Source organism: Segatella cerevisiae (assembly GCF_024054555.1).
GTDB classification, from domain to species: Bacteria; Bacteroidota; Bacteroidia; order Bacteroidales; family Bacteroidaceae; genus Prevotella; species Prevotella cerevisiae.
Genome location: NZ_JAMXLY010000002.1, coordinates 97589 through 124291 on the forward strand (window position 1 = coordinate 97589; position 26703 = coordinate 124291).

22 protein-coding genes are annotated in these 26703 nt (G+C 44.1%); 8 read left to right on the plus strand and 14 right to left on the minus strand.

Annotated elements, in window-relative coordinates:
- Positions 1 to 6 precede the first annotated feature (6 nt).
- The 3 genes from NG821_RS01175 to NG821_RS01185 are packed head-to-tail and all read right to left on the minus strand — an operon-like array spanning position 7 to position 1341.
- Entirely contained in the window at positions 7 to 438 is a 432-nt protein-coding gene (locus tag NG821_RS01175) for a DUF6108 family protein (protein WP_252759830.1), read from the minus strand.
- A 19-nt stretch (positions 439 to 457) separates the two neighbouring features.
- Complete coding sequence (locus tag NG821_RS01180) at positions 458 to 874, minus strand: hypothetical protein (RefSeq protein WP_252759831.1); 417 nt, start codon at positions 872 to 874, stop codon at positions 458 to 460.
- Entirely contained in the window at positions 871 to 1341 is a 471-nt protein-coding gene (locus tag NG821_RS01185) for an RNA polymerase sigma factor (protein WP_252759832.1), read from the minus strand. The genes NG821_RS01180 and NG821_RS01185 overlap by 4 nt, the downstream gene beginning before the upstream one ends.
- Before the next feature lie 494 nt (positions 1342 to 1835).
- Between NG821_RS01185 and NG821_RS01190 the strand changes: the two genes are divergently transcribed.
- Complete coding sequence (locus NG821_RS01190) at positions 1836 to 3473, plus strand: glycoside hydrolase family 43 protein (RefSeq protein ID WP_252759833.1); 1638 nt, start codon at positions 1836 to 1838, stop codon at positions 3471 to 3473.
- Between the two features lie 58 nt (positions 3474 to 3531).
- Here the strand turns inward: NG821_RS01190 and NG821_RS01195 are convergent, their stop codons facing one another.
- Positions 3532 to 4401: an aldose 1-epimerase family protein gene (locus tag NG821_RS01195; RefSeq protein WP_252759834.1), complete on the minus strand. Its 870-nt coding sequence runs from the start codon at positions 4399 to 4401 to the stop codon at positions 3532 to 3534.
- Positions 4402 to 5329: 928 nt separating this feature from the next.
- Here NG821_RS01195 and kdsA point away from each other — a divergent pair.
- The 4 genes from kdsA (at position 5330) to NG821_RS01215 (ending at position 9283) form a co-directional block, all read left to right on the plus strand.
- Positions 5330 to 6085: a 3-deoxy-8-phosphooctulonate synthase gene (gene kdsA / locus NG821_RS01200; protein ID WP_252759835.1), complete on the plus strand. Its 756-nt coding sequence runs from the start codon at positions 5330 to 5332 to the stop codon at positions 6083 to 6085.
- 58 nt (positions 6086 to 6143) lie between these two features.
- A complete protein-coding gene (locus tag NG821_RS01205; RefSeq protein ID WP_252759836.1) occupies positions 6144 to 7124 on the plus strand; it encodes a KpsF/GutQ family sugar-phosphate isomerase in 981 nt (326 codons plus the stop codon).
- 56 nt (positions 7125 to 7180) lie between these two features.
- Positions 7181 to 8500 carry a cardiolipin synthase gene (gene cls / locus NG821_RS01210; RefSeq protein ID WP_252759837.1) on the plus strand — a complete coding sequence of 440 codons (1320 nt, stop codon included), beginning with the start codon at positions 7181 to 7183 and terminating at the stop codon, positions 8498 to 8500.
- Positions 8501 to 8650: 150 nt separating this feature from the next.
- Positions 8651 to 9283, plus strand: a complete 633-nt coding sequence (locus NG821_RS01215; RefSeq protein WP_252759838.1) for a response regulator transcription factor — start codon at positions 8651 to 8653, stop codon at positions 9281 to 9283.
- A 3-nt stretch (positions 9284 to 9286) separates the two neighbouring features.
- Here NG821_RS01215 and NG821_RS01220 read toward each other — a convergent pair whose 3' ends face one another.
- The 10 genes from NG821_RS01220 to NG821_RS01265 form a co-directional block, all read right to left on the minus strand.
- Entirely contained in the window at positions 9287 to 10156 is an 870-nt protein-coding gene (locus NG821_RS01220; protein WP_252759858.1) for a VIT1/CCC1 transporter family protein, read from the minus strand.
- Between the two features lie 266 nt (positions 10157 to 10422).
- Positions 10423 to 11472: a ribonucleotide-diphosphate reductase subunit beta gene (locus NG821_RS01225; protein ID WP_252759839.1), complete on the minus strand. Its 1050-nt coding sequence runs from the start codon at positions 11470 to 11472 to the stop codon at positions 10423 to 10425.
- A 24-nt stretch (positions 11473 to 11496) separates the two neighbouring features.
- Positions 11497 to 14016: a ribonucleoside-diphosphate reductase subunit alpha gene (locus tag NG821_RS01230; RefSeq protein WP_252759840.1), complete on the minus strand. Its 2520-nt coding sequence runs from the start codon at positions 14014 to 14016 to the stop codon at positions 11497 to 11499.
- Between the two features lie 36 nt (positions 14017 to 14052).
- On the minus strand, positions 14053 to 14520 hold the full coding sequence (gene nrdG, locus NG821_RS01235) for an anaerobic ribonucleoside-triphosphate reductase activating protein (protein ID WP_252759841.1): 468 nt from the start codon (positions 14518 to 14520) through the stop codon (positions 14053 to 14055).
- Positions 14514 to 16667 carry an anaerobic ribonucleoside-triphosphate reductase gene (nrdD, locus tag NG821_RS01240; protein ID WP_252759842.1) on the minus strand — a complete coding sequence of 718 codons (2154 nt, stop codon included), beginning with the start codon at positions 16665 to 16667 and terminating at the stop codon, positions 14514 to 14516. Before nrdD ends, nrdG begins: the two co-directional genes overlap by 7 nt.
- A 1197-nt stretch (positions 16668 to 17864) precedes the next feature.
- Entirely contained in the window at positions 17865 to 18821 is a 957-nt protein-coding gene (locus tag NG821_RS01245; RefSeq protein ID WP_252759843.1) for a helix-turn-helix transcriptional regulator, read from the minus strand.
- A 207-nt stretch (positions 18822 to 19028) separates the two neighbouring features.
- A complete protein-coding gene (gene rny, locus NG821_RS01250) occupies positions 19029 to 20561 on the minus strand; it encodes a ribonuclease Y (RefSeq protein WP_252759844.1) in 1533 nt (510 codons plus the stop codon).
- 24 nt (positions 20562 to 20585) lie between these two features.
- On the minus strand, positions 20586 to 20900 hold the full coding sequence (locus NG821_RS01255; protein WP_252759845.1) for a cell division protein ZapA: 315 nt from the start codon (positions 20898 to 20900) through the stop codon (positions 20586 to 20588).
- A 90-nt stretch (positions 20901 to 20990) separates the two neighbouring features.
- Entirely contained in the window at positions 20991 to 21293 is a 303-nt protein-coding gene (locus NG821_RS01260; RefSeq protein ID WP_252759846.1) for a hypothetical protein, read from the minus strand.
- A gap of 219 nt (positions 21294 to 21512) precedes the next feature.
- On the minus strand, positions 21513 to 22166 hold the full coding sequence (locus tag NG821_RS01265) for a hypothetical protein (protein WP_252759847.1): 654 nt from the start codon (positions 22164 to 22166) through the stop codon (positions 21513 to 21515).
- A gap of 301 nt (positions 22167 to 22467) precedes the next feature.
- Here NG821_RS01265 and rfbA point away from each other — a divergent pair, with 301 nt between their 5' ends.
- The 3 genes from rfbA (at position 22468) to NG821_RS01280 (ending at position 26472) form a co-directional block, all read left to right on the plus strand.
- Positions 22468 to 23355, plus strand: coding sequence for a glucose-1-phosphate thymidylyltransferase RfbA (rfbA, locus tag NG821_RS01270; RefSeq protein WP_252759848.1), 888 nt, complete (start codon positions 22468 to 22470; stop codon positions 23353 to 23355).
- 71 nt (positions 23356 to 23426) lie between these two features.
- Complete coding sequence (locus tag NG821_RS01275; RefSeq protein ID WP_252759849.1) at positions 23427 to 25967, plus strand: GumC family protein; 2541 nt, start codon at positions 23427 to 23429, stop codon at positions 25965 to 25967.
- Between the two features lie 70 nt (positions 25968 to 26037).
- Positions 26038 to 26472, plus strand: a complete 435-nt coding sequence (locus NG821_RS01280) for a BT0820 family HAD-type phosphatase (protein WP_252759850.1) — start codon at positions 26038 to 26040, stop codon at positions 26470 to 26472.
- The last annotated feature ends 231 nt before the right edge of the window (positions 26473 to 26703 follow it).

Genomic DNA, 26703 nt, shown 5'->3' on the forward strand with positions numbered 1-26703 from the left:
TATTTATTAGTTTTCCAATAATTTCCTCAATTCTCGAAGACTGCCTACAGGTCCTTCCATGTAGACCAAAGTGACATTGGCATTTTGGAAAGAAAGGCAAATGAAACGATGTGTACGCCCCTGAGGCGGCACACTTATGATCAACTTACCGGCATGGCTGCCTTTCTCCACGCGGTATGTCTCGATAGCCTGTTTACGGTCCTGATCAAAAAGACTTTTGACCGTCAAGAGTTCTTTCTTTGAAGCCACAAAACGCAGACTATGATAATAGGTGAGATGGTATTGGCTCAAGGAACGTCCCCGCACAGATGTTTCCACCATTCTCGAAGCAGGGATGACAGTTCCTTTGAAGACAGGGTTAATAGCAAGTCCTTTCTGTGCCTGCATACCCATCACAGAAAACAGGAACATGAGAAATAGTATGATGCGTCTGTCCATCTTTTGATTCCTTTCTTATTTATTCAAACAATCCTTTTAGTTCACGGTCAACACTTGCGTTCCCTTCCGTCACAATACCCATCGTATTGCGGACTTCATGCATCACCACAGCCCGGTCCGTTACCTTCTGACCGTAGATGTAAGCTACACAAGTATTCTGCCGATGAACAAAATAGACTGATACGACAATAACACCGACAAAGATTGCCGCAGCAGCCAAAAGCAACTGATGCCAATGACGGAATGGTTTCACTACCTTTGCCGCCCTAGAGCTGCCCACAGCCTCCATATCCAGAAACATCTGCTGCAATGGCCTCCACTCCTTACCCACCTCATGCGTACGAAAATACTCATAAAGTTGGTGTTCCTCTGCAAGGGTAGTATCACCTTCAAAGAAGCGGTTGATAAGTTGTAGTATATCATCTTGATGATTCATAATTGATACTTTTTATAATACTCTTTTCTGACTGCCTGCCGTGCCCGACTAAGAGCTTTCCTTACTGCAGTCTCTGTCGATCCCATCAAACGGGCTATCTCACTAATTTCCATATTCTCCATATGCCGTAGGCGAAGAATGGTCTGCTGCAAGGAGGGCAACAAACTGATAATATGCATCATACGTTCGACGCCATCATACGATTGCTCCTCAACAGAGATTTGAACATCCTCAATATTCAATTCTGAATGATGCCGACGAAGATGGTCAACCGCCAGATTGCGCACCAGAACTTTAGCCAAAGGAGCTACAGGCAACTTGAGTTGATCGAGCATGAGCCACATCTTCAGAAATACATCCTGAACGATGTCCTCAACTTCATCGCCATTGCTGATATAATGCCTAGCTATGGAAACAAGTTGTGGGCGCAAGCGCTTTACCTCATGTTGAAACTCATCAACAGTCATACTTTATATTTCGTTTCTATATGGATTACGCAAAAGACATGGTTTTGTGACATACAAATAAGAAAAGAATAGAATATAAATGAAAAAAGTACGCTCAGAATACCGTTATTAGTTATAGAGACTGGTTTCTATCGTTACTGGCCTACAATACCCACAAAGGTATAGCAGAAAACTTGACCTTCCAAATATTAAGCGTTTCATTTTTAAACTTCTACAAAGCTAAAGGTTCCGTTATTCCTATCTTCAGCCTTAACGATAGAAATAGAATAAGGAAGAAGTGACAAAAGGTTCCTTCCCCACTCTCTTGTAAGCAAAATATAAGCAACGGTTATTCCTCAACAATAGCAGATGAAAGTACAATATCACTTCATAGACAATGGATTCTCAGCTAAATTGATACAAAAACAAAATAAAAGATGAGATAATACGTTATTATAAAACAAACCTACAATAGCAAATACCAGAAGTTCTTAAAGAAAAACTAAAACTATCAAATGAAAAAACTTATCTTACTACTATTATTCTTTCCCTATATTTCAAGTTTTGCACAAAGCCATTCCAAGGTATGGAACCCAGACTTGGGAAATGGTACTTACAAGAATCCTATTCTCTATGCAGACTACAGTGACCCGGATGTCATCGCTGTAGGTAAGGACTATTACCTCACAGCCAGTTCCTTCAACTGTATTCCAGGACTCCCGATCCTTCATTCCAGGGACCTCGTCAATTGGGAGATTATCGGTCATGCAATCCAAGAACTTGAACCCAAGGAAGTATTCAATCAGCCTCAACACGGAAAAGGTGTATGGGCACCTGCTATTCGCTATCACAATGGAACATTCTATATCTATTGGGGAGATCCGGACTATGGCATCTTCATGGTCAAGACCAACAATCCTGCAGGCAACTGGGACAAACCGATATGCGTTCTTCCAGGCAAAGGCATGATAGATACCTGCCCGCTATGGGATGATGACGGAAGGTGCTATCTGGTCAATGGTTGGGCAGGAAGTCGAATAGGATTCAACTCTGTTCTGACAGTAAGGGAATTGTCTGCTGACGGCACAAAAGTCATCGGCAAACCCTGTATCGTTTTTGATGGAGGGGCCCAAAATCACACTACGGAAGGCCCAAAATTCTATAAAAGAAATGGCTGGTACTGGATTCTATGCCCTGCCGGAGGTGTGGAACAAGGTTGGCAACTGGCTATGCGTAGCAAGAACGTGTATGGTCCTTATGAATACAAAAAGGTCATGGCACAAGGAAAATCGTCTGTCAATGGACCTCATCAAGGAGCATTGGTACATACTTCAGAAGGTGAAGACTGGTTCCTGCACTTCAACGACAAAAAGGCCTATGGACGAGTAGTTTTTCTACAACCTGTAACGTGGAAAGACAATTGGCCTATTATGGGGAAAATGCCTAAAAGTGGATACTGTGGAGAACCGTTGCTCACTTTCAGAAAGCCCAAATCCTCATCATCAGTCAAAATGAATCCACAGGAAGATGACGAATTCAGTGCAACCGAACTGGGACAACAGTGGCAATGGCAGGCCAACTACCAACAAATGTTCGGCATGCCGATGAACAATGGTTGCCTCAGACTTTATACCTGGGATATAGGAAAAGATTTCAAGAGTTTATGGGATGTCCCTAATCTCCTACTCCAAAAACTTCCGGCACCGTCATTTACAGCTACGACGAAAATCCGTTTTGCCGCAAAGGAAGACCACCAATATGGGGGCATCGTCATGATGGGAATGGATTATCAGGCTCTGGTTGTAAATCGTGAAGAAAACAAGTTCAGGCTGCAAATTCATTCCTGCAAGAATGCAGATGGCAAAGGCATAGAGTCTTCTTTAGATATCACGGATCTCTTACCTACCACTGAAGATACAATTCCCTACTCACCGGCTATCTATTTGGACATCTATCTTCAAATGAAAGTAAAAGACGGGAAATGCCAGTTTGCTTACAGTCTGAATGGAAAAAAGTTTAAGGATGCAGGTCCCCTTTTCACGATGCAGAAAGGCAAATGGATAGGAGCGAAAATGGGATATGTCAGCGAAAGTAGTTTCCGAAAAGGGAATCGCGGTTGGATTGACGCTGACTGGTTCAGGGTCAATCCATGAATTCATGAATCTTCTTCCGCAAGATTCCTTTTCCGGAAAAGAAGTATTTTCAGGAGTTTTAAGCTCCCACTGTGATAATATATTCGCTCATAAAACTCGAACCGGGTAAAAGTTGATTCATCAGATATTTATTCCGGAAATCACCCTCATAACCGACTTCATCATGTATGCCATACCACGGTTCGATGCAGACAAAAGGCGCATGCTTACCCGCAGGACTCCAGATGCCCAAAGCCGGCGCCTTCGTATCTATGGCAATGACCCTCTGAAGAGATTGGTCCAGAAGTTCGATGTGTTTCAATTGACTCTGATCAAAAATCAAAGCATCATCAACGAAGTCATCCTCTGTAAAACGGAAAAGACCATGATCTGTTTTCATCGGATGACGGCCTTTTGTAATACAGCCTCCTACATTCCCATAAATACGATCCAGTCGAGGTTTGTCGAATTTCAGAATGCCCGCACAAGGTTTGCCTTTCTCTGCTCCGGGGATACGGAAAGCCGGATGCCCCCCAATCTGGAAATAGATGATCTGATCATCTGTATTCTCTACATGCCAGACCACATGGATATGATTATCTTCCAAATGATAGGTCACTGCCAGATTGAAATGGAAAGGATAGACATCGAGTGTTTTGGCACTTTCATGAAGGGCATAGGTCATATAGTCATCCCCTTTTCTAATAAGCGTAAATTCAGTATCACGGGCAAAACCATGACGCGTCATATGATATGCCCTCGTCCCCAGGCGATAAGTATCTTTCCACAATCCACAGACTACAGGGAAAAGAATGGGAGAATGCCTGCCCCAATAATTCTGATCCCCATCCCACAAATATTCACGTCCGTTGATATCCCGGATATTCTGGAGTTCTGCGCCCAAAGAAGAAGCGCAAACCGTGAGTTTACTATTTTTGATTTGTTCCATTTATTATTATATTTATTCTGTTATTCAGATAACCCCACAAATATAACACATTAATTTAGAATAAGAGCTAAATTTCAGCATAAAATCATGATTGTAATCCATTCCCTTACAAAATGATATTCCCTTAGAATATCATGGACCCTTATCCGATACCCCTATAAACAAAAAAAGTCGGATAGGATTTCTCCCCCGACATCTAAGGTTTCCGCCTCCCGGCGTTCACCTGCAACATAAACTCTTTTTTGATAATCCTGAAATCTTAATACCTATTCAATCCTTACTTCACAATCTTCTTTTACCTTATTCCTAATACCACTAACAATCTTAAAACTTACCTTAATCTAATACCGCTAATCCTGAATTCTTCTTTACCTTGACTAATACCTTGTTACAATCTCTAAACCTTTTTCTTACCTATTGACGTTGCAAAGATAGGCATTGTGTACGGACACGCCAAACTTTTTCATGACTTTTTCCAGTAATCTACTCCGATTTTGATTTAAATCAATCAAAGTTTGATCATCCATGAAAAATATTCTATCATTCCACCTCCAACGGAGAAAATCAGACAGGAAGTGACCGGAAATAAAGCGGTAAATATATAAGGTGTTAGGGGTCCATTGGAATCGCATGATCAATACATCAAGAAAATATCCAACTCAGAGTCTTAACTGCCAACTTTTTATTACCTTTGCAGCGGAATGAACGTAACAGGTCTGAATCACTTTTGGTGTTCTTTCAGGATTGTATTTTCCGTATTGACTTTCAGACCTGAGAATATCAGGGCGTTCTGCGAGGAGACAATACGACCGGAAAGAGATGCAGTACTTCGTATCCGGTGGACCTCCCACCTGAAGCATAAACAAAAGTTAAAGATTTGGCTCTTTTATTAGATTTAATTAACTTTGCAAAACTTACGGAAATAAATATGAAAACAGTCTTCATCGCCGGTCCCTGCGTTATCGAGTCCATGGAACTATTGGAAACTGTAGCGAAGGAACTTGTGAGCATCAACCGCACGGCAGGAACAGATATTATCTTCAAAGCCTCTTTCGACAAGGCTAACCGTACCTCTATCCATTCTTTTCGAGGTCCGGGGTTAGACCGAGGACTCCAGATGCTTTCCGACATCAAGGAGAAATATGGACTAAGGATAACGACCGACATCCATGAAAGTTATCAGGCGGCCCCTGTAGGAGAAGTGTGTGACGTCATTCAGATACCTGCCTTTCTTTGCCGTCAGACAGATCTTCTGGCAGCAGCAGCCCGTACAGGAAAAATCGTCAATATCAAGAAGGCCCAGTTTCTGAGTGGCCGTGATATGCGCTATGCAGTGGAAAAAGCCAAGGACAGCGGTGCCAAGGAAATATGGCTGACAGAAAGAGGCAACAGTTTCGGCTATAACAATTTGGTGGTGGACTTCCGCAACATCCCTGACATGAAAGAGATCGTGCCTACCGTCATCATGGACTGTACACACAGTGTCCAGCGGCCAGGAGCAGGGAATGCGAAGACTGTAGGAGACCGTAAATTCGTACCTTGCATGGCACTTGCTGCGAAAGCCTTTGGCGCCACAGGCTATTTCTTTGAAGTGCATCCCGATCCCGACAAGGGACTCAGCGATGCAGCCAATATGCTGGAACTGGACAAACTTGAAGGGCTCGTCAAGCAACTCATCTCATGAGTGGAACAAGAAACGACACACAATTCGAATCCTATTATTCAGATAAGATCAGGAAATCATGACCACAACAACCATAGATAAGAAAATGTCAAACATTCGTCATGTCGGCGAGCAATGCCTGAGAGATGAAGCACAGGCCGTCCTGGAACTGATTCCACAGATGGACGACAATTTCAACAAGGCAGTTGAAATGATGTACCACTGTAAGGGCAAAGTAATCGTCACAGGTGTGGGCAAGAGTGGTAATATCGGCGCGAAGATTGCAGCGACCCTCGCCTCGACGGGAACTCCTGCCTTTTTCATCAACCCTCTGGATATGTATCACGGAGACCTCGGGGTGATGACCGAAGGCGACATCGTGCTGGCTTTGTCCAACAGCGGACAGACGGACGAACTGTTGCGTTTCATCCCAATGGTCCTGCACATGGACATTCCGATCATCGCGATGAGCGGCAACGTCAACTCCCTTCTAGCGAAATACTCGACCATTCATATTCTGGTCAGCGTCAAAAAGGAAGCTTGTCCGCTCAACCTTGTACCGACGAGCAGCACAACGGCAGCCCTGGCAATGGGAGACGCTCTGGCTGTCGCCCTCATGGAAGTACGGAATTTCAAACCCCGTGACTTTGCACAATTCCACCCCGGAGGAGAACTTGGAAAGCGACTCCTGACCACTGCCGAAGATGTCATGAGAACTTCTGGCATGCCCGTCATTCCCAAAGAGATGCACTTGGGTGAGGCAATCATCCACGTGAGCAAAGGAAAACTGGGATTGGGCGTATCCCTCAATGAAGAGGGAAAGGTCATCGGCCTGATCACTGACGGAGACATCAGAAGGGCTATGGAACGCTGGCAGGCTAAATTCTTCGACCATACCGTCAGTGACATCATGACCCGTGAACCGAAAATCGTTTCTCCCAATACAAAAATCGTAGAAATCCAAAGAATTATGAATCGGAATAAGATCCATTCAGTATTAGTCGTGGACAAAGACAAACATCTGTTGGGAGTCGTTGACCACTACGCCTGCATGATTTAAATATCAGCCGGCACATACTGTAGATTTTACGACAATTCCAATACGATCATCTGACAATGAAATACTCTAAAATTTTTCTTCTCTTCCTTTTTTCACTCTTTTGCTTGTCAACGAGCGCAGAACAAGGAGAGTCTTTAGACAAATCACACAAGGATTCCCTGTATTATACACAGACAGCTGATTCATTACTGGCTCATACGCTGCGACTACATGGGATCAAATTCACACACAACAACTCCGTCGTTCTCCTGGAAACAGGACAGGAAAAGTTTGACGACCTCTTCAAAGCCATCAAAGACGCAAGGAGCAGCATACACATGGAATACTTTAATTTCAGAAATGATTCCATCACCCATGCGCTCATTGATCTGTTAGCAGAAAAGGTCAAGCAAGGTGTTGAGGTACGACTGCTCTTCGACGGATTCGGGAACTATTCCAACAACAGACCGCTCAAGAGAAAGCATATCGACGCTATCCGGAAGGCCGGCATCGAGATCTATGAATACAAGCCCATCCGCTTCCCTTGGGTAGACGCAATCTTCAACAGAGACCACCGTAAGATCGTCATCATCGACGGCAAGATAGCCTATACAGGCGGAATGAACGTAGCGGATTACTATATCAAAGGCAAACTGAAGATCGGCTCCTGGCACGATATGCACTGCCGTATTGACGGTGATGCCGTGAATACATTGCAGTCGATTTTCCTGAGAATGTGGAAGAAGGTGAGCCACCAGGATGTACACGGCTGGAAATACTACCGCGGAGGTGTTCCGGCAAATTATTTCACTGACCTCAGACCCGATACGACACCTACACGCTATCAGAAAATGGTGGGAATCATCAACCGTGAACCCCATACGAGCAATGATATTATCCGCGTGTTCTACCTCAATGCCATCAATGACGCCCACGACAGCATCAAGATCATCAATCCCTATTTCACGCTGAACTGCAAACTGATCAAGGCTTTGGAGAAAGCGGTAGACAGAGGGGTAAAGGTTGAAATCATGCTTTCCACGAAATGTGACGTTCCCCTGACCCCTGACTGTGGATTCTACAATGCACACCTGCTCATGGGACACGGCTGCAAGATATGGATGTATACGGCCGGATTTCACCATACGAAAGTGATCATGGTAGACGGGCGAATCTGCACTGTAGGATCTGCCAATCTGGATTCCCGCAGTCTCAGATGGGATTACGAGGACAATGCCGTCATTCTGGACAAGTACATCACACAGCAACTCTGTGACCTTTTCGACCGGGAGAAGAAACAGAGTTTCCTGCTCACAGAAGAGAATTGGAAGGAGTGGCGCACCCCTTGGCAGCGTTTCCGTGGCGGCTTCGCAAAAATGCTGTCTCCTTTCCTCTAACGAGAGGAAAGCCAACTCCTGAAGGTTGCGGAAGTCTCATCTTCCAATTAGCCTTTGGAAATTCAGGAGACTCTCTCCGGAGAAGGAGGAATTGTCAAGAAGTAACTTTTTTCAAGAAAGACAAAATGCCTGATATATAAACTGTAAAGAATGGAAGACCCAAAGAATCCAGTTGCCATGATGTCCATGTTTCACGGACGTCCGGCAATAGCCATTATCGACTCGAATACGCTGGCTGTAATAGGCTTGAAGCAGATCCTGAAGGATGTCATGTCCTTTATGGAAATAGAGACCTTCAAGTCATTCGAGGACCTGGAGGACCATCATCCGGACACTTACTTCCATTATTTTGCGGCAAACACCATCGTCTTGAACCATCGGTCGTTCTTTCAGGAAAGGAAGCATAAGACGATCGTACTGACCAATTCTTCAGACCCCAACACCTGGATGAATGATTTCCATTATCTCTGTGTCAATGTCCCCGAAAAACAACTGATCAAATCGCTTCTGCGACTTGAACAATTCGGGCACCCTCATGGCAAGAACCTTCCACCTGCTCCCAAGACTGGTGATACCAAGGTCCTGACAGACCGGGAAATAGAAGTCCTCGCCTTGATTGCCCGGGGCTATTTGAACAAAGAGATCGCAGACAGACTGAATATCGGTCTGACTACAGTCATTTCACACCGGAAAAACATTCAGGAAAAACTTGGGAAGAAAAGTGTAGCTGCACTGACCATCTATGCAGTGATGCAGGGTTATGTAGACATCAACGAGATCTGAAGATCAGCCTATACCGACCAGGAGTTTGAGAATATAACCGATAATGAAACTCAGTCCGGCGATACTGAAACTCAGGATGGCCATCTCCGTGAAACGCTTCCGGAAACTCTCTCCGCGTGCCACCGAATAATAATAATTGAAGCCTGCGATAATCAACAATGCCATAGCCAACATGATCACCAGAGCGACGATCACATTCCTGAAAAGAATAAACGGGGCTATCAATGCCACTACTGTTATCAGATAGGCTATACCGGTATACACAGCAGCCTTGACCGGTTTTTTATCTTCTTTCTCATCCGATTTTGTAGACAAGTATTCCGACGAAGCCATCGACAGTGCCGCAGCGATACCTGTTATGCTGCCCGTAAGGGCTATCAGGGTACTATTGTTCAGCGCCAAGGTATAGCCGGCGAGCGCACCGGTAAATTCCACCAAGGCGTCATTCAATCCAAGTACGACAGATCCCATGTAGTTCAACCGCTCCTCATCGATCATCCCGATCAGTTCCGCCTCATGCAGATTTTCATCTATGGTCATATCATGGATGTCAGGATAATTCAAATACATTTTGTAAGCTGTCTGAGAATCGATCTCGGAAGATTCCATCTTCTTAATGGCAAATGTATTTCCCAATATCTTCGCTATCCAATAGAATTTGTAGACCGTCTTCATATCCGGCTTCACCTCTCTATTGGTATAACGCATCAATATCTTATAGTGCTTTTGTTCTTCATGGGTGATACGGATCAGAACATTTTTATTCCGCTCATTCTTCTCCTTGGAAGCGAGTCTCCGATAAACATAAGATGCTGTCATCTCGCCCCGTTGATAACGGAGGAAATCAGCCTTATCCTTTTCTGATAAATCCATCATTACTTCACTTTATATTTAGAAATCCTGACGATACAGATCAAATTGGGAAATGATCCCAATACTCTCAAATACAAAGTTACAAATAAATCTATGAGTTCGATAGTTTATTCTCAAAATACATCAATTGATGATCCGAGAACACCGTTACGACCTGTCCCTCCAGGCATAAGGATTGCATCAAACTCACACTCATAAAAAGTATAATTGCAGGAAAGCATGCTACTCTTTCCTGCAAGTTTTTGAACGTTCCCGCAACTGACTCATTATAGGTCATCCCGCAAGGCCGTACTCTTGGCATAAGCCGTACTCTTAGCTTCGAAAAAGTCGGTCTTTACCATATTGGCATTGGAATATTGGGAAACCCAAAGCATACTCTCAGGTTCTTTATGGTTGTCTTCAAAAAGATAGCCAAAGCCCAAACTGTTCCAGCGCAGATTGCCCAAATAGCGGATATAGTCAGAGACCATCTGCGTATTCAAACCGGTAATCTCATTACCTATCACATATTGTCCCCATTCTATTTCCTGTCTGACGCCTTCAAGCATCATATCCCGATAAACTTTTACAAATTCATCGGTAAAGAGTTCGGGCTCTTCCTTCTCCAATTCCAGTATGATGCTCCGGAACAACCACAAGTGTGTATTCTCATCCCGATTGATATAGCGAATCTCCTGTGCCGAACCCGACATTTTGCCATTCCGGCTCAGGTTGTAGAAGAACATGAAACCACTGTAAAAATAAATACCCTCTAGGATGAAGTTGGCCATCATGGCTTTCATCAGTCTGAACCGGTCTCGATGCTCATGGAACTCGTTGTAACAGTCCCCGATAAACTGATTTCTCTTCAGCAGGTGCTCATCGTTTTTCCATTGATACAAGATGTCATTGCGCTCCTCCGGGTTGCATATCGTGTCCAGCATATAACTGTAACTCTGACTGTGCACACATTCCTGAAAAGTCTGGATATGCAGGCACAAGTTCACCTCATTGGCCGTGATATACTCGCTTACCGTAGGCAGGTTGTTGCTCTGAAGAGAATCCAGAAAGACCAGAAAACTCAAGATCTTGTTGTAAGCCGTCCGCTCACAAGGTTCCAGATGAGGGTAATCTTTCACATCCTGAGACAAGTTGATTTCCTCAGGGATCCAGAAATTGTTCATGGCCTGGCGATACCAGTCACTCACCCACTCATATTTGATATTGTTGAAATCATTCAGATTGGTACTGTTTCCCCCAATCATCCGCCTCAACCTCAGGTCAATATCACCACCGGGGTTAAAAAGCGTATTTCTTTTCAATTGTTCTGTTTTCATCTTACCGTCATTCATTAATCCGTTTTATGCGGAGCAACTCTCACATTCTTCTACTTCTAGCGACTTGCTGCGCACGTAATAAAGGGTCTTCACACCACATTTCCAAGCCAGGAGATACAAGTTCAGGACCTGCCGCATCGTATAACTATTAGTGATATAAAGGTTGACACTTTGAGACTGGTCGATATGCCGCTGCCGTATTCCGGCAGCCCTGATGCTCCATTTCTGATCGATCAGGTAAGCCCCTTTGTACAACCAATAAGTTGCGTCAGACAGCTCAGGGGCAACACGTGGAAGCATGACACCTTTCTTCTCCTCGAGGAAGAAGCGTTTCATCACCGGATCCAAGCCTGCTGTCGTCCCCGCAATAATACTGGTACTGCTCGTAGGAGCAACAGCCAGAAGATAGGCATTGCGCATGCCGAAGGCAGAAACTTTCTCCGCCAGTGTCTTCCACTCCGGAGAGACATAGCCGCGTTTCTTGAAATAGTCCCCGGTCTGCCAGTCACTACCCTCGAAATACTGGTAAGTACCCTTCTCCTTTGCGAGTTTGCAACTTGCCTCTATGGCTGCATAGTTAATCGTTTCAAACACCTTATCAGCAAACTTCAGATGTTCTTCACTCTCCCATTTTATGCCTCTCTTGGCCAGAGCATGATGATAACCGCTCACACCCAGACCGATACTCCGATACCTGTGATTGGTAATTTGCGCAAAAGGTACGGGGTAGAAATTAAGGTCAATCACATTATCCAAGGCCCTCACGACAGTCTCTATCTTATCTTTCATCGCCTGTCTATCTTCAAGCGGCAACCGCCCGAGGGTCAGACTGGCGAGATTGCAGACGACAAACTCACCCGCCTTTACGGTATTCACGACGACAGTTTCACCATCCACCGTCTTGATCTCCTGGGATACACTCTGTATCGGAGCCATATTCTGGGCGATTTCCGTACAAAGATTCGAACAGTAGATCATTCCCTTATGCGGGTTCGGATTCGTCCGGTTGACAGTATCGCGATTGAAGATAAACGGTGTACCGGTTTCTACAGCAGAACGCAGGATCAGGCGTATCACGTCCTTGATGCTGATGACACGGCGAGACAAACGACGGTCAGCGATGCAAGCTTTGTAACGCACTTCCCAGTTGTCCCCATAATAGTCTTCCAGGCAAAACCCTTTCAGACGCATGATCTCATTGGGACAGAAGAGATACCAATCCTGATTCATGTCCTCTTCTGCCATCTTCCAGAACAAGTCAGGGAAACACACAGCAGGGAATACATCATGAGCCTTCATGCGGTCATCGCCATTATTGGTGCGGATCTGCAAGAATTCCGGCAGATCCTTATGCCACACGTCGAGATAAACGGCCACCGCGCCTTGGCGCATCCCCAACTGATCTACAGCCACTGCCGTGTCGTTCACAAGTTTGATCCATCTGATCACGCCTCCGGCAACTCCCTGAAAGCCCCGGATGCTTCCGCCCATCGCTCTCACCTTACCGAAATACATCCCCATACCGCCACCAAACTTGCTGACTTGGGAGAAATTTCCGATACTGCGGTAGATGCCCGTCAAACTGTCGGGGACTGTATCAATGAAACAACTGGAGAGTTGGTGACAAGGTTTTCGGGCATTGGACATCGTCGGCGTGGCCATAGTCACCTCCAGACAACTCAGCAAGTCATAGATTTTCCTCACCCATTCCAAACGGTTTTTCTTCTCAGGCATTCCAAGATGCAAGGCGATGCCCAGGAACATCTCCTGGACTTTCTCAATGGGTTGCCCCTCGAATGTACGAATCAGATAACGCTTGATCAACAGGTCCAAACCTGAATAATTGAACAGATGATCACGCTCAGGTTTCATAAAAGCAGCAGCAGCCTCAATTTCCTCCTGAGTATAGGACTTGAGAATATAATCGCCGTAAAGGCCTTGCTTTGTCAGATAGACGATCTTATCATAGAACGAATGGAGTTCCAGAGCCGACACCTTCTCATCAATATCTCTGTTCAGCATAAAGTCGAGTACACGAGCAGAGATCATTTCCCATTCCGGTGCCTCCGCCGTCGTCAGTTCCACTGATGCCTTGATCAAGGCAAGGAGTTTGTCCCGTAACTTCATCTGAGGGCGGCAAGAACCAGTAAAGCGGTCGGCCAGAATGATCATACTGTATTCCTTAGCCTTGAATTCATGTGACACGACTCTCAGGACATCCTCCAAAGCAGGTACACCGATCAAGGTGGAAATCCTTGATATGGCCTTACGCTCCTCACTGCGGCTGTCACGAAACAAGATATAGCTCTTTGCCTCTTCATAAAAGCCGTGTGCCATGAGGCATTTCTCCACCTTGTCCTGAATGCACTCCACGTTCCTTTTTGCCGGATTATCAGAGACGTACTGTTCCACTTCAGATACGATGGAATGCAGTTCGTCTTCCGTCACAAAACGGCTCGTGCTTGCAAAACTCTTCTTTATCGCTATTGAGATCTTCTGACCGTTAAAAGGTTCCGTTATCCCATTTCTCTTTATTATTTCCATGATACCTCTTTCTTATCATACAGACTACCGGAAATATCACTTCTTCCAAAACCGAAAGGTAATATCCTGAAAGCTGCCATCCGCCACCTTCTTGTAAAGTCTCTGGTTCGTCGTCTTCTCTTTCAGACCGCCCCGTTGGCGGATATAGGGTCCTAACTTAATAAAATCGAAATTTTCTTTCTTGACCTTATCGGATAATTCCTGCCTGCCACTGTACCAGCCGACCTTGTATTCCGGGTATTTTTGGTGGAGATACTGAGCCAGTCGGTCTACAGCCTCAGGCTCACTGTCTCCTCCCATAAAACTGATACAGGTAATATCCGTACCCAATTTCTCTGCCCATTCATCCAGTACTTCAGTCGTCAGTTCTGTCCCTATATTTTTCCATAGATAAGAACTGTGACAACCAGGACACTTGATCGGGCAATTGGAGATATTGACAGACAAAGTAACTTCATCAGGAATCTCCTGAAAGACAATGCCCGTATTCACATATCTCAGCATTTCTCCGTTTCCTCAGACTTCACCGGTTGCAGTTCTTTCTGAATAGGACCCAGATGATTCGTTGAAGCGTAATAGCGGCGATGGGCTTCTTGCTGACGGGCTTGCGAGAAATTGCTCACCCGTTTGAGATAACCGATGACACGTGTCAGATAGTCCACGTTTTTAGAGTGGCACACCGGGCATTCGTGCAGGTACCGCTTGTCGATATGTCCGCAATCGTTGCATACCGTATTGGGAATATTGTAAGTGAAGTAATTGCAGCCTTCCTTTGCAGCCACCTTAAAGAGTTGGCGATATTGTGCCTTACTCAGATGTTCATCCAAATTCATGTGCAGGGCAGAGCCGCCTGTGAGATGCTCGATATAAGGTGCGCCATGCAACTTGAATTTGTCGATAACGCTCAAACTCTCATCTTCCACAACATAGAAATAACTATTGTAGCAATCCCGGGGAACGAAATAACCGTCTTCCCGATCCCATTTGGCATGCTTGACACCGACATTCTCGGCAGGGATCATCTCACAGTTGAACATGACTTCCTTCGAACGGTATTTCTTATTGCAGGTCTCCACGATCCCCAGCACACTCTGGACGAAATGCAGATAGTCCGGATTGTCACTGATCTTCAAACCGAGGAACTCGGCAGCTTCCACCAAGCCATTGACGCCTATCGTCAGATACTGACGCTTGATATTGATATAGCCGGCATCGAAAAGCGGCAGCATGCCATGCTTCTGAAGTTCTTTCAGATTCTCGTTGTACGCCAACTGCACCTTATGGCAGAGGTCTACGACTTCCTCAAGAACTTTCTTATAGTCCTGCTTATGGTTGACAGCATACTGTATGGTCCGGTTCAGGTTAATCGTCAGCACGCTCTTGGAACCTGTGCTCACGCCACCGGCACCCAATGTATAACTGAAACCGTTGTCCTGAATCTCATTTCTCAAGCGGCAGCAACTGCTCAAGGAATCTGGTTGGTCACTGAGATAGGTGAAAAAGCTATGCCCTTCAGAATACATTTCTGCAGAGAAGTCTGCCCATTCCTTATCTTTGCAATCCCCGTTTTCCGTCAGCATCGCCATCGTTTCTACTGGGAATGTCAAGACGGCCTTCGTGCGCTCTTGATTGAACCATTTCATAAACCGCTTCTGCAGCCAGTTAACGCCATTCCAGTCAGGACGACTCCCATCAGGGAAATAGAAATTATCAAAGAGGCTCTTGAAATAATACTTGTCATAATAAGAGATATTCCAGAAGACGGCCTGATAGTTCCGGGCACCTGTAGGTTGGTTGAGGGAATATACGATCTGCTCAAAGCAATCAGTGATCATCTTGTCGAGAGTACGCTTTTTCAAACCTAAGTCGACGACGTCATTAGCATGCTTATAGTAGTCTTTTCCGTATTCTTTCTCCACAAAATAATTCATGTACATCAGGAATTCTGGTGTCGCGCAAGCGCCGGAAAGCATGGAACTGACCATGAACACCATGTTGATAAAGCCCCCACAGAAACTTTTCAGGTTGGTAGGCGCAGAAGAGTTGCCTCCAATAGAGGACGTTCCGCCCAAGAGCCAAGGGTACATGGTGATACTGGCACAGTAATTTGCCAAGGAGGTTTCATCATTCTTATATATAAAATGGTGTGTCAACAAATCCAGATAGCGGTCAGCCAGTTCTTTGCCATACATTTTCTTGATACGGTCTGTCAGCAGGCGGCGGTTCAAACGTATGAAACCTGCTTTGGGGAGTTCTCCGATCAATGTGGCGATATTCTTATGCTCTACATTGGCATTTGCGTCATACTTTGAACCTGTGGCGGCATTGGAAGCCTCACAATAATCCGTCAAGAACTTCAACTTCCGCAGCGTCTCGCGATCTTCAGCATGTTTCTGCCTATAAAGCATAAAACTCCGGGCCACTTTATAATACCCTTCACGCATGAGAGATTCCTCGACCTCATTCTGAATATCCTCTACTTTTATACCTTCATGAATATCCAGATTACTGATAATTTTAGACACTGCCCCTAAATCAACCGGCTCTTTCACTGAATCAAAAGCTTTGATGATGGCATTCATGATTTTGTCTAATGAGAAGCGTTCCTTTTTTCCATCCCGCTTCGTGATGTTGAAGTTCTGCATTTCCATAATCCTCCAATTATTTGAATTTAACAGTTTAAACTGTATTGTTTTCTGACAACTTTTTACTTACTACAATCCATAAAGTTATCTTTTTTAGAAAACTTTTGAATTATAAATTCAAAATAAGTTTTCCATATTTGCAATAATATGATTGCAAATATAGAACAAAAAATTGAAAGAAGAGTCATTGAAATAGATTTTTAATAGTTAAAAATTATCCTGCGAATAATACAGAAACTATAACTGTGCTGATAGTAATATTTTAATAAACGGGATTGAAGTTTTTCAAAAGTATAATAGGATAAGTCATTGATAATGAATGTTCTTTGTCAAACAAGAATATTTATGCCAACTCGTTGCAAAATTCCAAAGAAGTTTCATTTCTCATGCTGGATCCCGGTCAAGTCAAGACGATAATCGGTTTCAGGTTTGATGCAAAAGGAATTAATTGCTATCAGATAAAATAAAGTATTTCGAGAACTCCATCTTAACAAAAAAGACAATTCCGATACATATTCTCGCCCGCAACAACAAACAAGTAAAATCATCCTATCAGAAACAAGTTAGACAAATTTTATTCTGCATCAACTGATTAATCGATAGCTTTTCATCTCAGGAAGACAGACTTCTTCGAGAAAAGACAACGCCGTCAGGGCAAAAAAACAAAAAATAACGGTCCCGATCCCCGTTCAATCGAAAAGTTGAAGCCTTAATCTCATGTAAGAACAAGGGAACCGGCACATACAAAAAGACAAGTTGGTAGTTTCTCGAAACACCGCTTGCTGTCTCGAGAAACAGAGCGCTGACTTTCTCGAAACATAGAAGTCTTGTTTCTCGAGACATAGAAAAGTACCTTCACAGCAACTTAAAGGTCTCTTTTTCGAAAGACTCTTCGAGAACACAATAGACCCGAACAGAAAGTTTTCTTATGATTTCGCCCTTTCCAAGAGACATCAATCAGCCCATCCGTCTCCTATAATATCCATGAGAGTTCATCCTAATCAAAGCGTTTGATTTTCACATTTTGAAGTTACAATCGACTTTGAAAAATCAGAAAATTACAAAAAAGGGAAATCAGAGATACTCATCCCTGCCAAAAAAGAAAAAGAAAAACAAGAAAGGTCTCAAACTAAAAGCGAAAGAAAGGAAAACGAAATGGAAAAATATTATTCCTCAACTTGAATAATAAATAGAGGGAGCAGATTACAATTTCACAGCCGAAATATCCACGAGATGGTTGACGATAGCATAAATGGTCAGACCTGCAGGAGAATGGATTTGTAATTTCTTTGCGATGTTCCTGCGGTGAGTGATGACCGTATTGACTGAAATGAAAAGGTGGTCGGCAATATCCTTATTTGTCATTCCCTGAACCAAAGATACGATCACCTCCTTCTCCCTATCGCTCAGGGTCTCGTTATTGCCCGCATTCTTGTTGATCATCTTAGAGATATTGACGCTCACGTCGTCTTTCCGACTCCTCAATTCCAAATTATGAATGGCAGGGATAAACATATTATCTTCCACTTCAGCGTGCTGGCTCAGCCATTCTTCATTATTATAGATATCATACAAGGTAGCACTCAGGATATTATTATGAAAACCGTCAGAAGGCAAGTATTTGATAATAATATTTTTCAATTCCTTCAGTTTCTGATCGACCTGTCCGTGATGCCTCGAAAAAGTTTCAATGTCATAATCCGACATCGGATTACCCGCTAACAAACTGTTGACATAAGGAAAGGCAGTACGCTCCTCATACCGCATGTGATTAGTCACACTGTGCGCATAGTCGTCATAGAGTTTGAGAATCAGCCCCGCAAGTTCATTGTTTTCATCCAGAGCCTGTGCAAGTTCTTTACGGATAAAAGGCAATTGAAACTCTATGAAATAAGCATGTGAAGCTGTCAGGTATTGTAAAAGAGCAGGAATGGACAACTTGTCCAAACTATCTCGGTCCAAATAGCCGTTGATAGTGAAATTCACTACCGCCAAAAATGTATAGGTATCAACTTTCTGCTCACCGCAAACTTCCTCTACGGTCTTGTCACCAAAACCTAGATTGATACCGAAAGAGCCCAAACTCTGCAGGATATTATAGTTGTCACCGATAATGGATATCATCTTATCACCGGGTTCATACATCTTCAGATTTTTCATGCTATTTACCTTGATATTCAGCCTGCAAAGATACTAAATTTTATCGGATAACGCAATACCTAAAAATAATGATGCCCGCTTACGGGAAAATAGTTGAATCCTCAAAAGAGATGAATACCGCCTAAACAACGACGAGGGCTGCCTGACTGGCAGCCCTCGTCTATTTCCGGAATGTTCCCACGAAATCAACCACAGGAACAAACACGATTATTTAGCATAAGCAACATTTCGAGTTTCACGGATGACCGTTATCTTGACTTGTCCGGGATAAGTCATCTCACTTTGCACCTTGGAAGCGATCTCGTCACTCAGTTTGGCGCTCTCATCATCAGACATCTTGTCTGCCCCGACGATGACGCGGAGTTCACGGCCAGCCTGAATGGCATAAGTCTTCGTGACACCGGGATAACTCATTGCGATAGCTTCGAGGTCATTCAAACGCTTGATATAAGCTTCCACCACCTCACGGCGAGCTCCAGGACGCGCTCCTGAAATAGCGTCACAAACCTGAACGATAGGAGCCAGAAGCGTTTTCATTTCGACTTCATCATGATGGGCTGCAATGGCATTGACAATATCCGGTTTCTCCTTATATTTCTCTGCGATCTTAGCGCCATAAAGAGCATGCGGCAGTTCGCTCTCCTCGTCAGGCACCTTTCCAATGTCATGGAGAAGTCCGGCACGCTTGGCTTTCTTCGGGTTCAGACCCAGTTCGGAAGCCATCACTGCGCAAAGGTTAGCAGTTTCACGGGCATGCTGAAGAAGATTCTGACCATAAGAAGAACGGTATTTCATTTTTCCGATGATACGGATCAATTCAGGATGCAAGCCATGGATACCCAAATCGATTGCAGTCCGTTTACCGGTCTCGATGATCTCATTGTCCAATTGTTTCTTTACTTTAGCGACAACCTCTTCAATACGTGCCGGGTGAATACGGCCATCGGCCACCAGTTGATGCAAGGCAAGGCGGCAGACCTCACGGCGGACAGGGTCAAAAGCGGAGATCACTACAGCATCAGGTGTATCGTCTACGACGATCTCCACCCCTGTAGCAGCTTCCAGAGCCCGGATGTTACGTCCTTCACGTCCAATGATACGACCCTTGACCTCATCATTGTCAATATGGAACACACTCACTGAGTTTTCTATCGCCGTCTCGGTCGCAACCCTCTGGATCGTAGTGATTACGATCTTCTTGGCCTCTTTCTCAGCGTTCAAGCGAGCTTCATCCATCGCCTCGTTCACATAACTGGCAGCATCCAGTTTAGCCTGTCCTTTCAAACTCTCGACAAGACGGCTCTTGGCTTCTTCGGCCTTCAAACCGGAAAGTTCTTCCAGTTTTTCCTGTTCCTGTTTCTGCATCTTATCAAGTTCCTGTTGACGAGTTTCCAGAAGTTGCTGCGCATTATCGACACGCTGCTGCATCAGATCCAATTCCTGTTTCCGGCGAGCGAGTTCTTCCTGACGCTGGTTCAAGGAGATATCGCGCTGCTTGAGATGATTTTCTGACTGCTGTATCTTCGCGTTGCGCTGACGCACCTCAGTCTCGAGATCGGCTTTCTTATTCAAGAAAGTTTCTTTCACCTCCAGGAGTTTCTTTTCTTTTATGACTTCCGCGTCCTTTTTGGCCGCCTCCATTAACTCATTATACTTTCCCTTGATGATATAACGGAAAATAAAATAGCCTACAGCACCACCCACGATGAGTGCCATAACGGCAATTATGATTATTAACATTTATAAAATTGTTTAATGATGATACTATTCTTTCCTTAGAACCTCCTCAATTTCAGAAGTCAACTGGGAGAGAACAGCATTATAAGGGGCCGTATCATTTTGCCCCCTGAGCTTTTCATAACGCATTGCAATATCAACCAAGGACATATACAAAATCTCCTTATCGCTCTTTACATCCTTGTAATGAGCTGAATAAGAATTGACGACCTCATTGATCAATTTTGCAGACTTTCGATAATACTCTTCCTCGGTTTGATCACCGCGGGGAATTCTCACCGAAAGCATTGTATCATGCAGGTTCAGTCTTATGGTTAATTTCTCTTTGTTTTCTTCTGCCATCGATTTGATTCTTGCTGCATTCCATGCGACCGACTTGAAGGAGAGTTCAGGCGCTCACCTTCTTCGGAAAAAGCAGTCCAGCAAGAGGAGTTACTGCAGGGACTGTTCGCTCAGCAGCGTGATGCATTTACTAACGTCTTTGATGAGCCGAGCAACTTTTTTCTTTGCACCTTCAAGGTCTCCGTCGCTCACCTCAATCATTTTTGCCATCTTGAGAGTCTCATAGTCATGCTGGGTTTGGGCCAACTTTACCCGTAGTTCTTTAAGCTGATCGTCACGCTCTGCCACCTCTCTCTTCAAATTCACGATTTCCTGATTGAGTTCTTCAAAGTGGAGAATCATTTGTCTGACACGGGTAGTAAACGTGTTCAAAATCTTCTCATTGGCATTCATACAGACTTTATTTAGGGCACAAATTTAATATAATAAATCGGTAATGCCAAATTTTACTTCATTTTTCTAATTTACGGACATCATTTCTTCCGATTTGTTATCAAAAGACAGTAGCCGGATTTTATTATTTCTGAAGAGTATATTTAAATTTATTGACCTTTAAAAAAATCCCTTTCAATATTCTTTTTTCTGTTTCAAACTGAAGGCCCGGATACGAGGTCATTTCTTCATTTTAGCTTTAGCTTCCTTGACCTCTTCTTTAGAAGGAAGCGGCTCTTTTTTCGCCAGTGTAACTACCTCAAAGACAAAGTCAGTCATCCATTTCTGACTGAAGTTCAACCTGGCATTGTATTTTCTTACAGACATGACAGCTTTGACCACACTGGGATCCTTAAAATCATTTTTTGTAAAAATATCCCCCACCTGTTTCTGGGTCAAAGCATAAAGGGTCTTTTTAAAGATGCTTGGGATACGGAGTTTAAACTTCATCAGATTGCCCATCAGCATCATCAACTCCTGGGTAAAACCTTGGAATTGGATCAGAAACGGGTTGACATATTGCAGATTGCGACAATTTTTCTTGACACTCTGGTCTATCTCGTCAAAGAAATCCTCATCGGTCTTATACAGATTCTTAAGCATCTTCTTCACCGCTGACTTTTCACCTACTCCGAGTTTGTTGTGTACCGTAGCGACGTGGAGTGTCTGCTTGAAGACGCGGAGATCCGGCAGCATATTAAGATTGGTAATGCCCAATTTTGCAGCCAGGGCAGCTTGAAGATAAACTCTCACGAGTGTCATATAATCTTCCATGCCGCCAACCTTTTTCTCAGGCTCTTTTTTCTGTCCGAACAGTTTTGTAAATATTCCCATAATGCTAATTAGTCTATCGATTGAATTGATAAAAACATATTAATATATGTTGTGCAAAGATAGCGGAAATCCCCCGAAAAGCCAAATTTTCGGTTAAAAAACCACCCATACACTCTGAAGACAGACGATATGGCGCATATTTTATTAGTCTTGAACGCTTTTTACACCTCAAAAAGACAATATCAAGAAAAAATTGATTATCTTTGCAGCCGTACTGTAATAAAAAGTCCAGAGGTTTTTGCAAGGAATCCGACTTTTGGGAGTTATTAAATAAAATTCAAGAAATCATCCTATAATTCATATGAAAGGTATCGTATTAGCAGGCGGTTCAGGAACACGCCTTTATCCGATTACAAAGGGAATCAGCAAGCAGCTTATTCCTATCTTTGACAAACCGATGATTTATTATCCTATTTCAGTATTGATGTTAGCTGGCATACGCGATATTCTCATCATTTCTACCCCCTATGACCTACCCGGTTTCCGACGCCTTTTAGGTGACGGGAAAGATTGGGGCATGCATTTCGAATACGTGGAGCAACCTCATCCTGATGGCCTTGCCCAAGCTTTTATACTCGGTAAATCTTTTATTGGTACGGATGACGTCTGTCTCGTATTGGGAGACAACATCTTTTACGGCGCAGGTTTTACCGGTCTGCTCCGAGAAAGTGTACAGGCATGCGAGAAGGGCCAGGCAAGTGTATTCGGCTATTATGTCAACGACCCGGAGAGATACGGTGTCGCAGAATTTGATGCCCAAGGCAACTGTCTGAGCATTGAAGAAAAACCGGAACACCCTAAAAGCCATTTTGCAGTAACAGGACTTTACTTCTATCCGAACTCTGTCGTAGACATCGCAGAGCATGTCAAACCCAGTCCTAGAGGGGAATTGGAAATCACGAGTGTCAATCAGGAATACCTGCATCGCAATGCCTTGAAGGTCCGCACTCTGCCACGGGGATTTGCATGGCTCGACACTGGTACACACGACAGTCTTTCTGAAGCCAGCACTTTCATTGAAGTCATTGAAAAGCGGCAAGGTCTGAAAGTGGCCTGCCTTGAAGAAATCGCATTTAAACAAGGTTGGATCAACAGTGTTCAGTTGAAAGATTTGTCTCAACCGATGCTGAAAAACAATTACGGGAAATATCTGTTAGAACTAGCTGAAGGAAAGCGCTACCAATCATAAAAAGTGTTGCTCATCTGCAAGTTCGGGAAAGACATCCGACGGATACACACTAAGAAAATTCAAAAGTTATAATGGAAGAAAATAGGAATATAGAATCAGCGAATGCAGTTGATCAGCAAGAGGATAATGAGAAGGAATCATCCTTTGACTTTGCTACTATCTACGCAACAGTTATTCTGAATTGGAAATGGTTCGTCCTCTCACTCATCGTCTGCGTGGGCGTAGCTTTCATCTACCTCCGCTATAGCACACCGGTTTGGCAGGCTAATGTCAAGTTGCTCATCAAAGATGATGACAACAACTCTTCAAATGGAGGAAGAGGGAACGATTTACTGCAAAGCAGTTCTACTCTCGGCCTGATCAGCAGTTCCAATGGGATCGACAATGAAATGGAAATCCTCTCCTCGCACCTTCTGTCTCAAGGCGCCATCAAAGACCTGAAACTCTATGTCGATTACAGTGCCACAGGGACTTTCAAAGACGAACTCCTCTATAAAGATGAACCGATAGCCGTGGATATTGACCCCTATCATCTGGAAAAACTCGAGTATCCTATCGAACTCGTCATCGAACAAACGGCCAAAGGCTACCATGTCACCGGCAAATATGAGACTCTTGACAAGATTAACAATAAAATCATTCCTCACCTTATTGACAGTTCTTTCCCATCTTTGCCTATAGGACTTCGAACACGTGTGGGAACTCTGACTTTCCAAGAGACCAGTACACCGATGAACGGTAGAAAAGAAAAGGTGACCATCTACTCTCTGAAGATGATGGGAGAAAAATATGTGAATAATCTCACCGTCAGCCAAACTAATAAGAATACGACTATTGCCCAACTCGAACTTCATGATGAGATTCCCGAGCGTGCTACTGACTACCTCACTGATCTTGTTCAGGTCTACAACCGTCAAGCCAATGAAGACAAGAACGAAGTAGCCTACAGGACCGAAGCTTTCATCAATAACCGACTCGAAAAGATCAATGCCGAACTCGGCAATACGGAAGGGCAACTGGAGAGTTACAAGAAGCGTAATAATATGGTGGAGATGCAACTGAATTCCGCACAGACGGTCCAAGACGCAGACACCTATGGTCAGAAACTCTCTGACGCCAACACCCAGATAGCCCTTCTGAACTCCTTGCGGGAATATATGCACCACCCGACAAACCGCTATCAGACTCTCCCTTCAAATGTCGGTTTGACAGACCAGAGTGCCACGGAATTGATCAACAAATACAATGAGATTGCACTCGAACGCAATAGGTTGATGCGCAGTGCCAGCGAGAACTCACCTAGCGTGATCCCTCTCACAGCCCAACTCAATGACTTGACGGTTTCCATCAAACATGCCGTCAATCAAGCTATCCAAGGATTAAATATCCAACGCAATTCCATCGCCGCCCTCTATGGCAAATACCAAAATCAGGTAGGTGAAACTCCTGAACAGGAAAGAATGCTGAACCAGATCGGACGTCAACAAGACGTCAAATCAGGACTCTACCTGACGCTATTGCAAAAACGCGAGGAAAACTCGATCAACCTTGCTGCCACAGTCGATAAAGGAAAACTGATAGATATTCCGGATGTGGAAGGTATCGTAAGTCCGAAGAAACCTTTGGTCTTGCTTGCCGCACTCATTTTAGGCATCGGCATCCCGTCACTCATCCTCTTTATCCTCCAGTTCTTCCACTATAAGATAGAAGGACATGATGATGTCGCCAAACTGACGAAACTGCCGATCATCGCTGACGTGGCAGTGGCCAGCGATACGGTCAAGTCAAAAGCTGACATTGTCGTAAGTGAAAACCAGAATAACCAAATGGAGGAAATATTCAGGAGCATGCGCACCAACCTGCAGTTCCTGATGAAGAAAGGCCAGAAAGTCATGCTGTTCACATCTTCTACATCCGGGGAAGGGAAGACGTTCAATGCCGCTAACCTCGCTGTCAGTTTCGCCTTGTTGGGAAAGAAAATTATCCTCATCGGACTCGATATCCGCAAGCCTCGTCTTGCCGAACTTTTCAAGTTGCGTGACCACCACCATGGCATTACCCCACTCTTGGCAAATGACGATCCGACAGAGGAGTCAGTCAAGCAACAAATACTCTCTTCTGGTGTAAACAAGAATTTGGATTTGCTATTGGCAGGTCCTACGCCACCTAACCCCGCAGAACTTCTCTCCCGTGAGAGTCTCGACAAGATTATCGCTATCCTGAGAAAGAATTACGATTACGTCATCATCGATTCTGCGCCTGTAGGACTCGTTACCGATACCTTACAGATCGGACGTGTCTGCGATGCAACCGTTCTCGTATGCCGTGCAGATTATACGCCAAAAGACAGTTTCGGCCTGATCAACAGTTTGTCAGAACAGAAGAAACTGCCTAATATGTCCATCGTCGTCAATGGTATTGATCTGAGCAAGAAGAAATACGGCTACTACTATGGCTATGGTAAATACGGGAAGTATGGCAAATATGGACATTACGGAAATTATGGCAGTTATGGCAAGTATGGACACTATGGAAATTATGGTTCATACGGTAGCTACGGCAATTATGCCAGCCATTACGGTAGGAAAGATGACGATTCAGTAAAGAAATGATCTCTTGTTTCCGGCAGAAGAATAACTCATGGCTGCCGGATTTAAATACGATAAAAACAGAACGAAGAAAATGACTATAGCTGTAGATTTTGACGGAACAATTGTAGAACATAAGTATCCTGAGATAGGACCTGAAATACCATTTGCTACCCAAACCCTCAGAATGTTGATCCAAGAGCACCACCGCCTTATTCTTTGGAGCGTACGCGAAGGCAAACTCCTTCAAGATGCCATCGACTGGTGCAGAGAACACGGTGTAGAATTTTGGGCTGTCAATCGTGACTACCCGGAAGAAAACGGAACTATAAACAACAATCATTTCAGCCGTAAGATCAAGGCTGATCTCTTTATTGATGACCGACAGATCGGAGGACTTCCTGACTGGGGAGAGATCTACCGGATCATCCACGAAGGGAAATCTTATAGGGACATCATTCGAGAAAGCATGGGCGAAGAACCTGCAGAAGCTCCCAGGAGCAAGCATCATTGGTGGAGCAAGAGATAATTGACAGATTGAATATTATCTTTTATAAATATCAACTTATTTATTGGAAAGGGCATAGAGAAACCGATATTGATTTCTTTATGCCCTTTCTCATTTCTTAAGGTCACCTCACCTCTAATGCTAAACCTACTAACTACATGAGACACGCCACCTTATTATATTAGGGACCTATAAATTGACCTATTCCCGATTGGGTCAAAGATCATCTTCAAATTGATGAAAGACGAAGGC

What these genes read in the sequence shown, in the direction of transcription:
- NG821_RS01175 (WP_252759830.1), bottom strand. Translation starts at nt 438, where the DNA reads ATGGACAGACGCATCATACTATTTCTCATGTTCCTGTTTTCTGTGATG.
- NG821_RS01180 (WP_252759831.1), bottom strand. Translation starts at nt 874, where the DNA reads ATGAATCATCAAGATGATATACTACAACTTATCAACCGCTTCTTTGAA.
- NG821_RS01185 (WP_252759832.1), bottom strand. Translation starts at nt 1,341, where the DNA reads ATGACTGTTGATGAGTTTCAACATGAGGTAAAGCGCTTGCGCCCACAA.
- NG821_RS01190 (WP_252759833.1), top strand. Translation starts at nt 1,836, where the DNA reads ATGAAAAAACTTATCTTACTACTATTATTCTTTCCCTATATTTCAAGT.
- NG821_RS01195 (WP_252759834.1), bottom strand. Translation starts at nt 4,401, where the DNA reads ATGGAACAAATCAAAAATAGTAAACTCACGGTTTGCGCTTCTTCTTTG.
- kdsA (WP_252759835.1), top strand. Translation starts at nt 5,330, where the DNA reads ATGAAAACAGTCTTCATCGCCGGTCCCTGCGTTATCGAGTCCATGGAA.
- NG821_RS01205 (WP_252759836.1), top strand. Translation starts at nt 6,144, where the DNA reads ATGACCACAACAACCATAGATAAGAAAATGTCAAACATTCGTCATGTC.
- cls (WP_252759837.1), top strand. Translation starts at nt 7,181, where the DNA reads ATGAAATACTCTAAAATTTTTCTTCTCTTCCTTTTTTCACTCTTTTGC.
- NG821_RS01215 (WP_252759838.1), top strand. Translation starts at nt 8,651, where the DNA reads ATGGAAGACCCAAAGAATCCAGTTGCCATGATGTCCATGTTTCACGGA.
- NG821_RS01220 (WP_252759858.1), bottom strand. Translation starts at nt 10,156, where the DNA reads ATGGATTTATCAGAAAAGGATAAGGCTGATTTCCTCCGTTATCAACGG.
- NG821_RS01225 (WP_252759839.1), bottom strand. Translation starts at nt 11,472, where the DNA reads ATGAAAACAGAACAATTGAAAAGAAATACGCTTTTTAACCCCGGTGGT.
- NG821_RS01230 (WP_252759840.1), bottom strand. Translation starts at nt 14,016, where the DNA reads ATGGAAATAATAAAGAGAAATGGGATAACGGAACCTTTTAACGGTCAG.
- nrdG (WP_252759841.1), bottom strand. Translation starts at nt 14,520, where the DNA reads ATGCTGAGATATGTGAATACGGGCATTGTCTTTCAGGAGATTCCTGAT.
- nrdD (WP_252759842.1), bottom strand. Translation starts at nt 16,667, where the DNA reads ATGGAAATGCAGAACTTCAACATCACGAAGCGGGATGGAAAAAAGGAA.
- NG821_RS01245 (WP_252759843.1), bottom strand. Translation starts at nt 18,821, where the DNA reads ATGAAAAATCTGAAGATGTATGAACCCGGTGATAAGATGATATCCATT.
- rny (WP_252759844.1), bottom strand. Translation starts at nt 20,561, where the DNA reads ATGTTAATAATCATAATTGCCGTTATGGCACTCATCGTGGGTGGTGCT.
- NG821_RS01255 (WP_252759845.1), bottom strand. Translation starts at nt 20,900, where the DNA reads ATGGCAGAAGAAAACAAAGAGAAATTAACCATAAGACTGAACCTGCAT.
- NG821_RS01260 (WP_252759846.1), bottom strand. Translation starts at nt 21,293, where the DNA reads ATGAATGCCAATGAGAAGATTTTGAACACGTTTACTACCCGTGTCAGA.
- NG821_RS01265 (WP_252759847.1), bottom strand. Translation starts at nt 22,166, where the DNA reads ATGGGAATATTTACAAAACTGTTCGGACAGAAAAAAGAGCCTGAGAAA.
- rfbA (WP_252759848.1), top strand. Translation starts at nt 22,468, where the DNA reads ATGAAAGGTATCGTATTAGCAGGCGGTTCAGGAACACGCCTTTATCCG.
- NG821_RS01275 (WP_252759849.1), top strand. Translation starts at nt 23,427, where the DNA reads ATGGAAGAAAATAGGAATATAGAATCAGCGAATGCAGTTGATCAGCAA.
- NG821_RS01280 (WP_252759850.1), top strand. Translation starts at nt 26,038, where the DNA reads ATGACTATAGCTGTAGATTTTGACGGAACAATTGTAGAACATAAGTAT.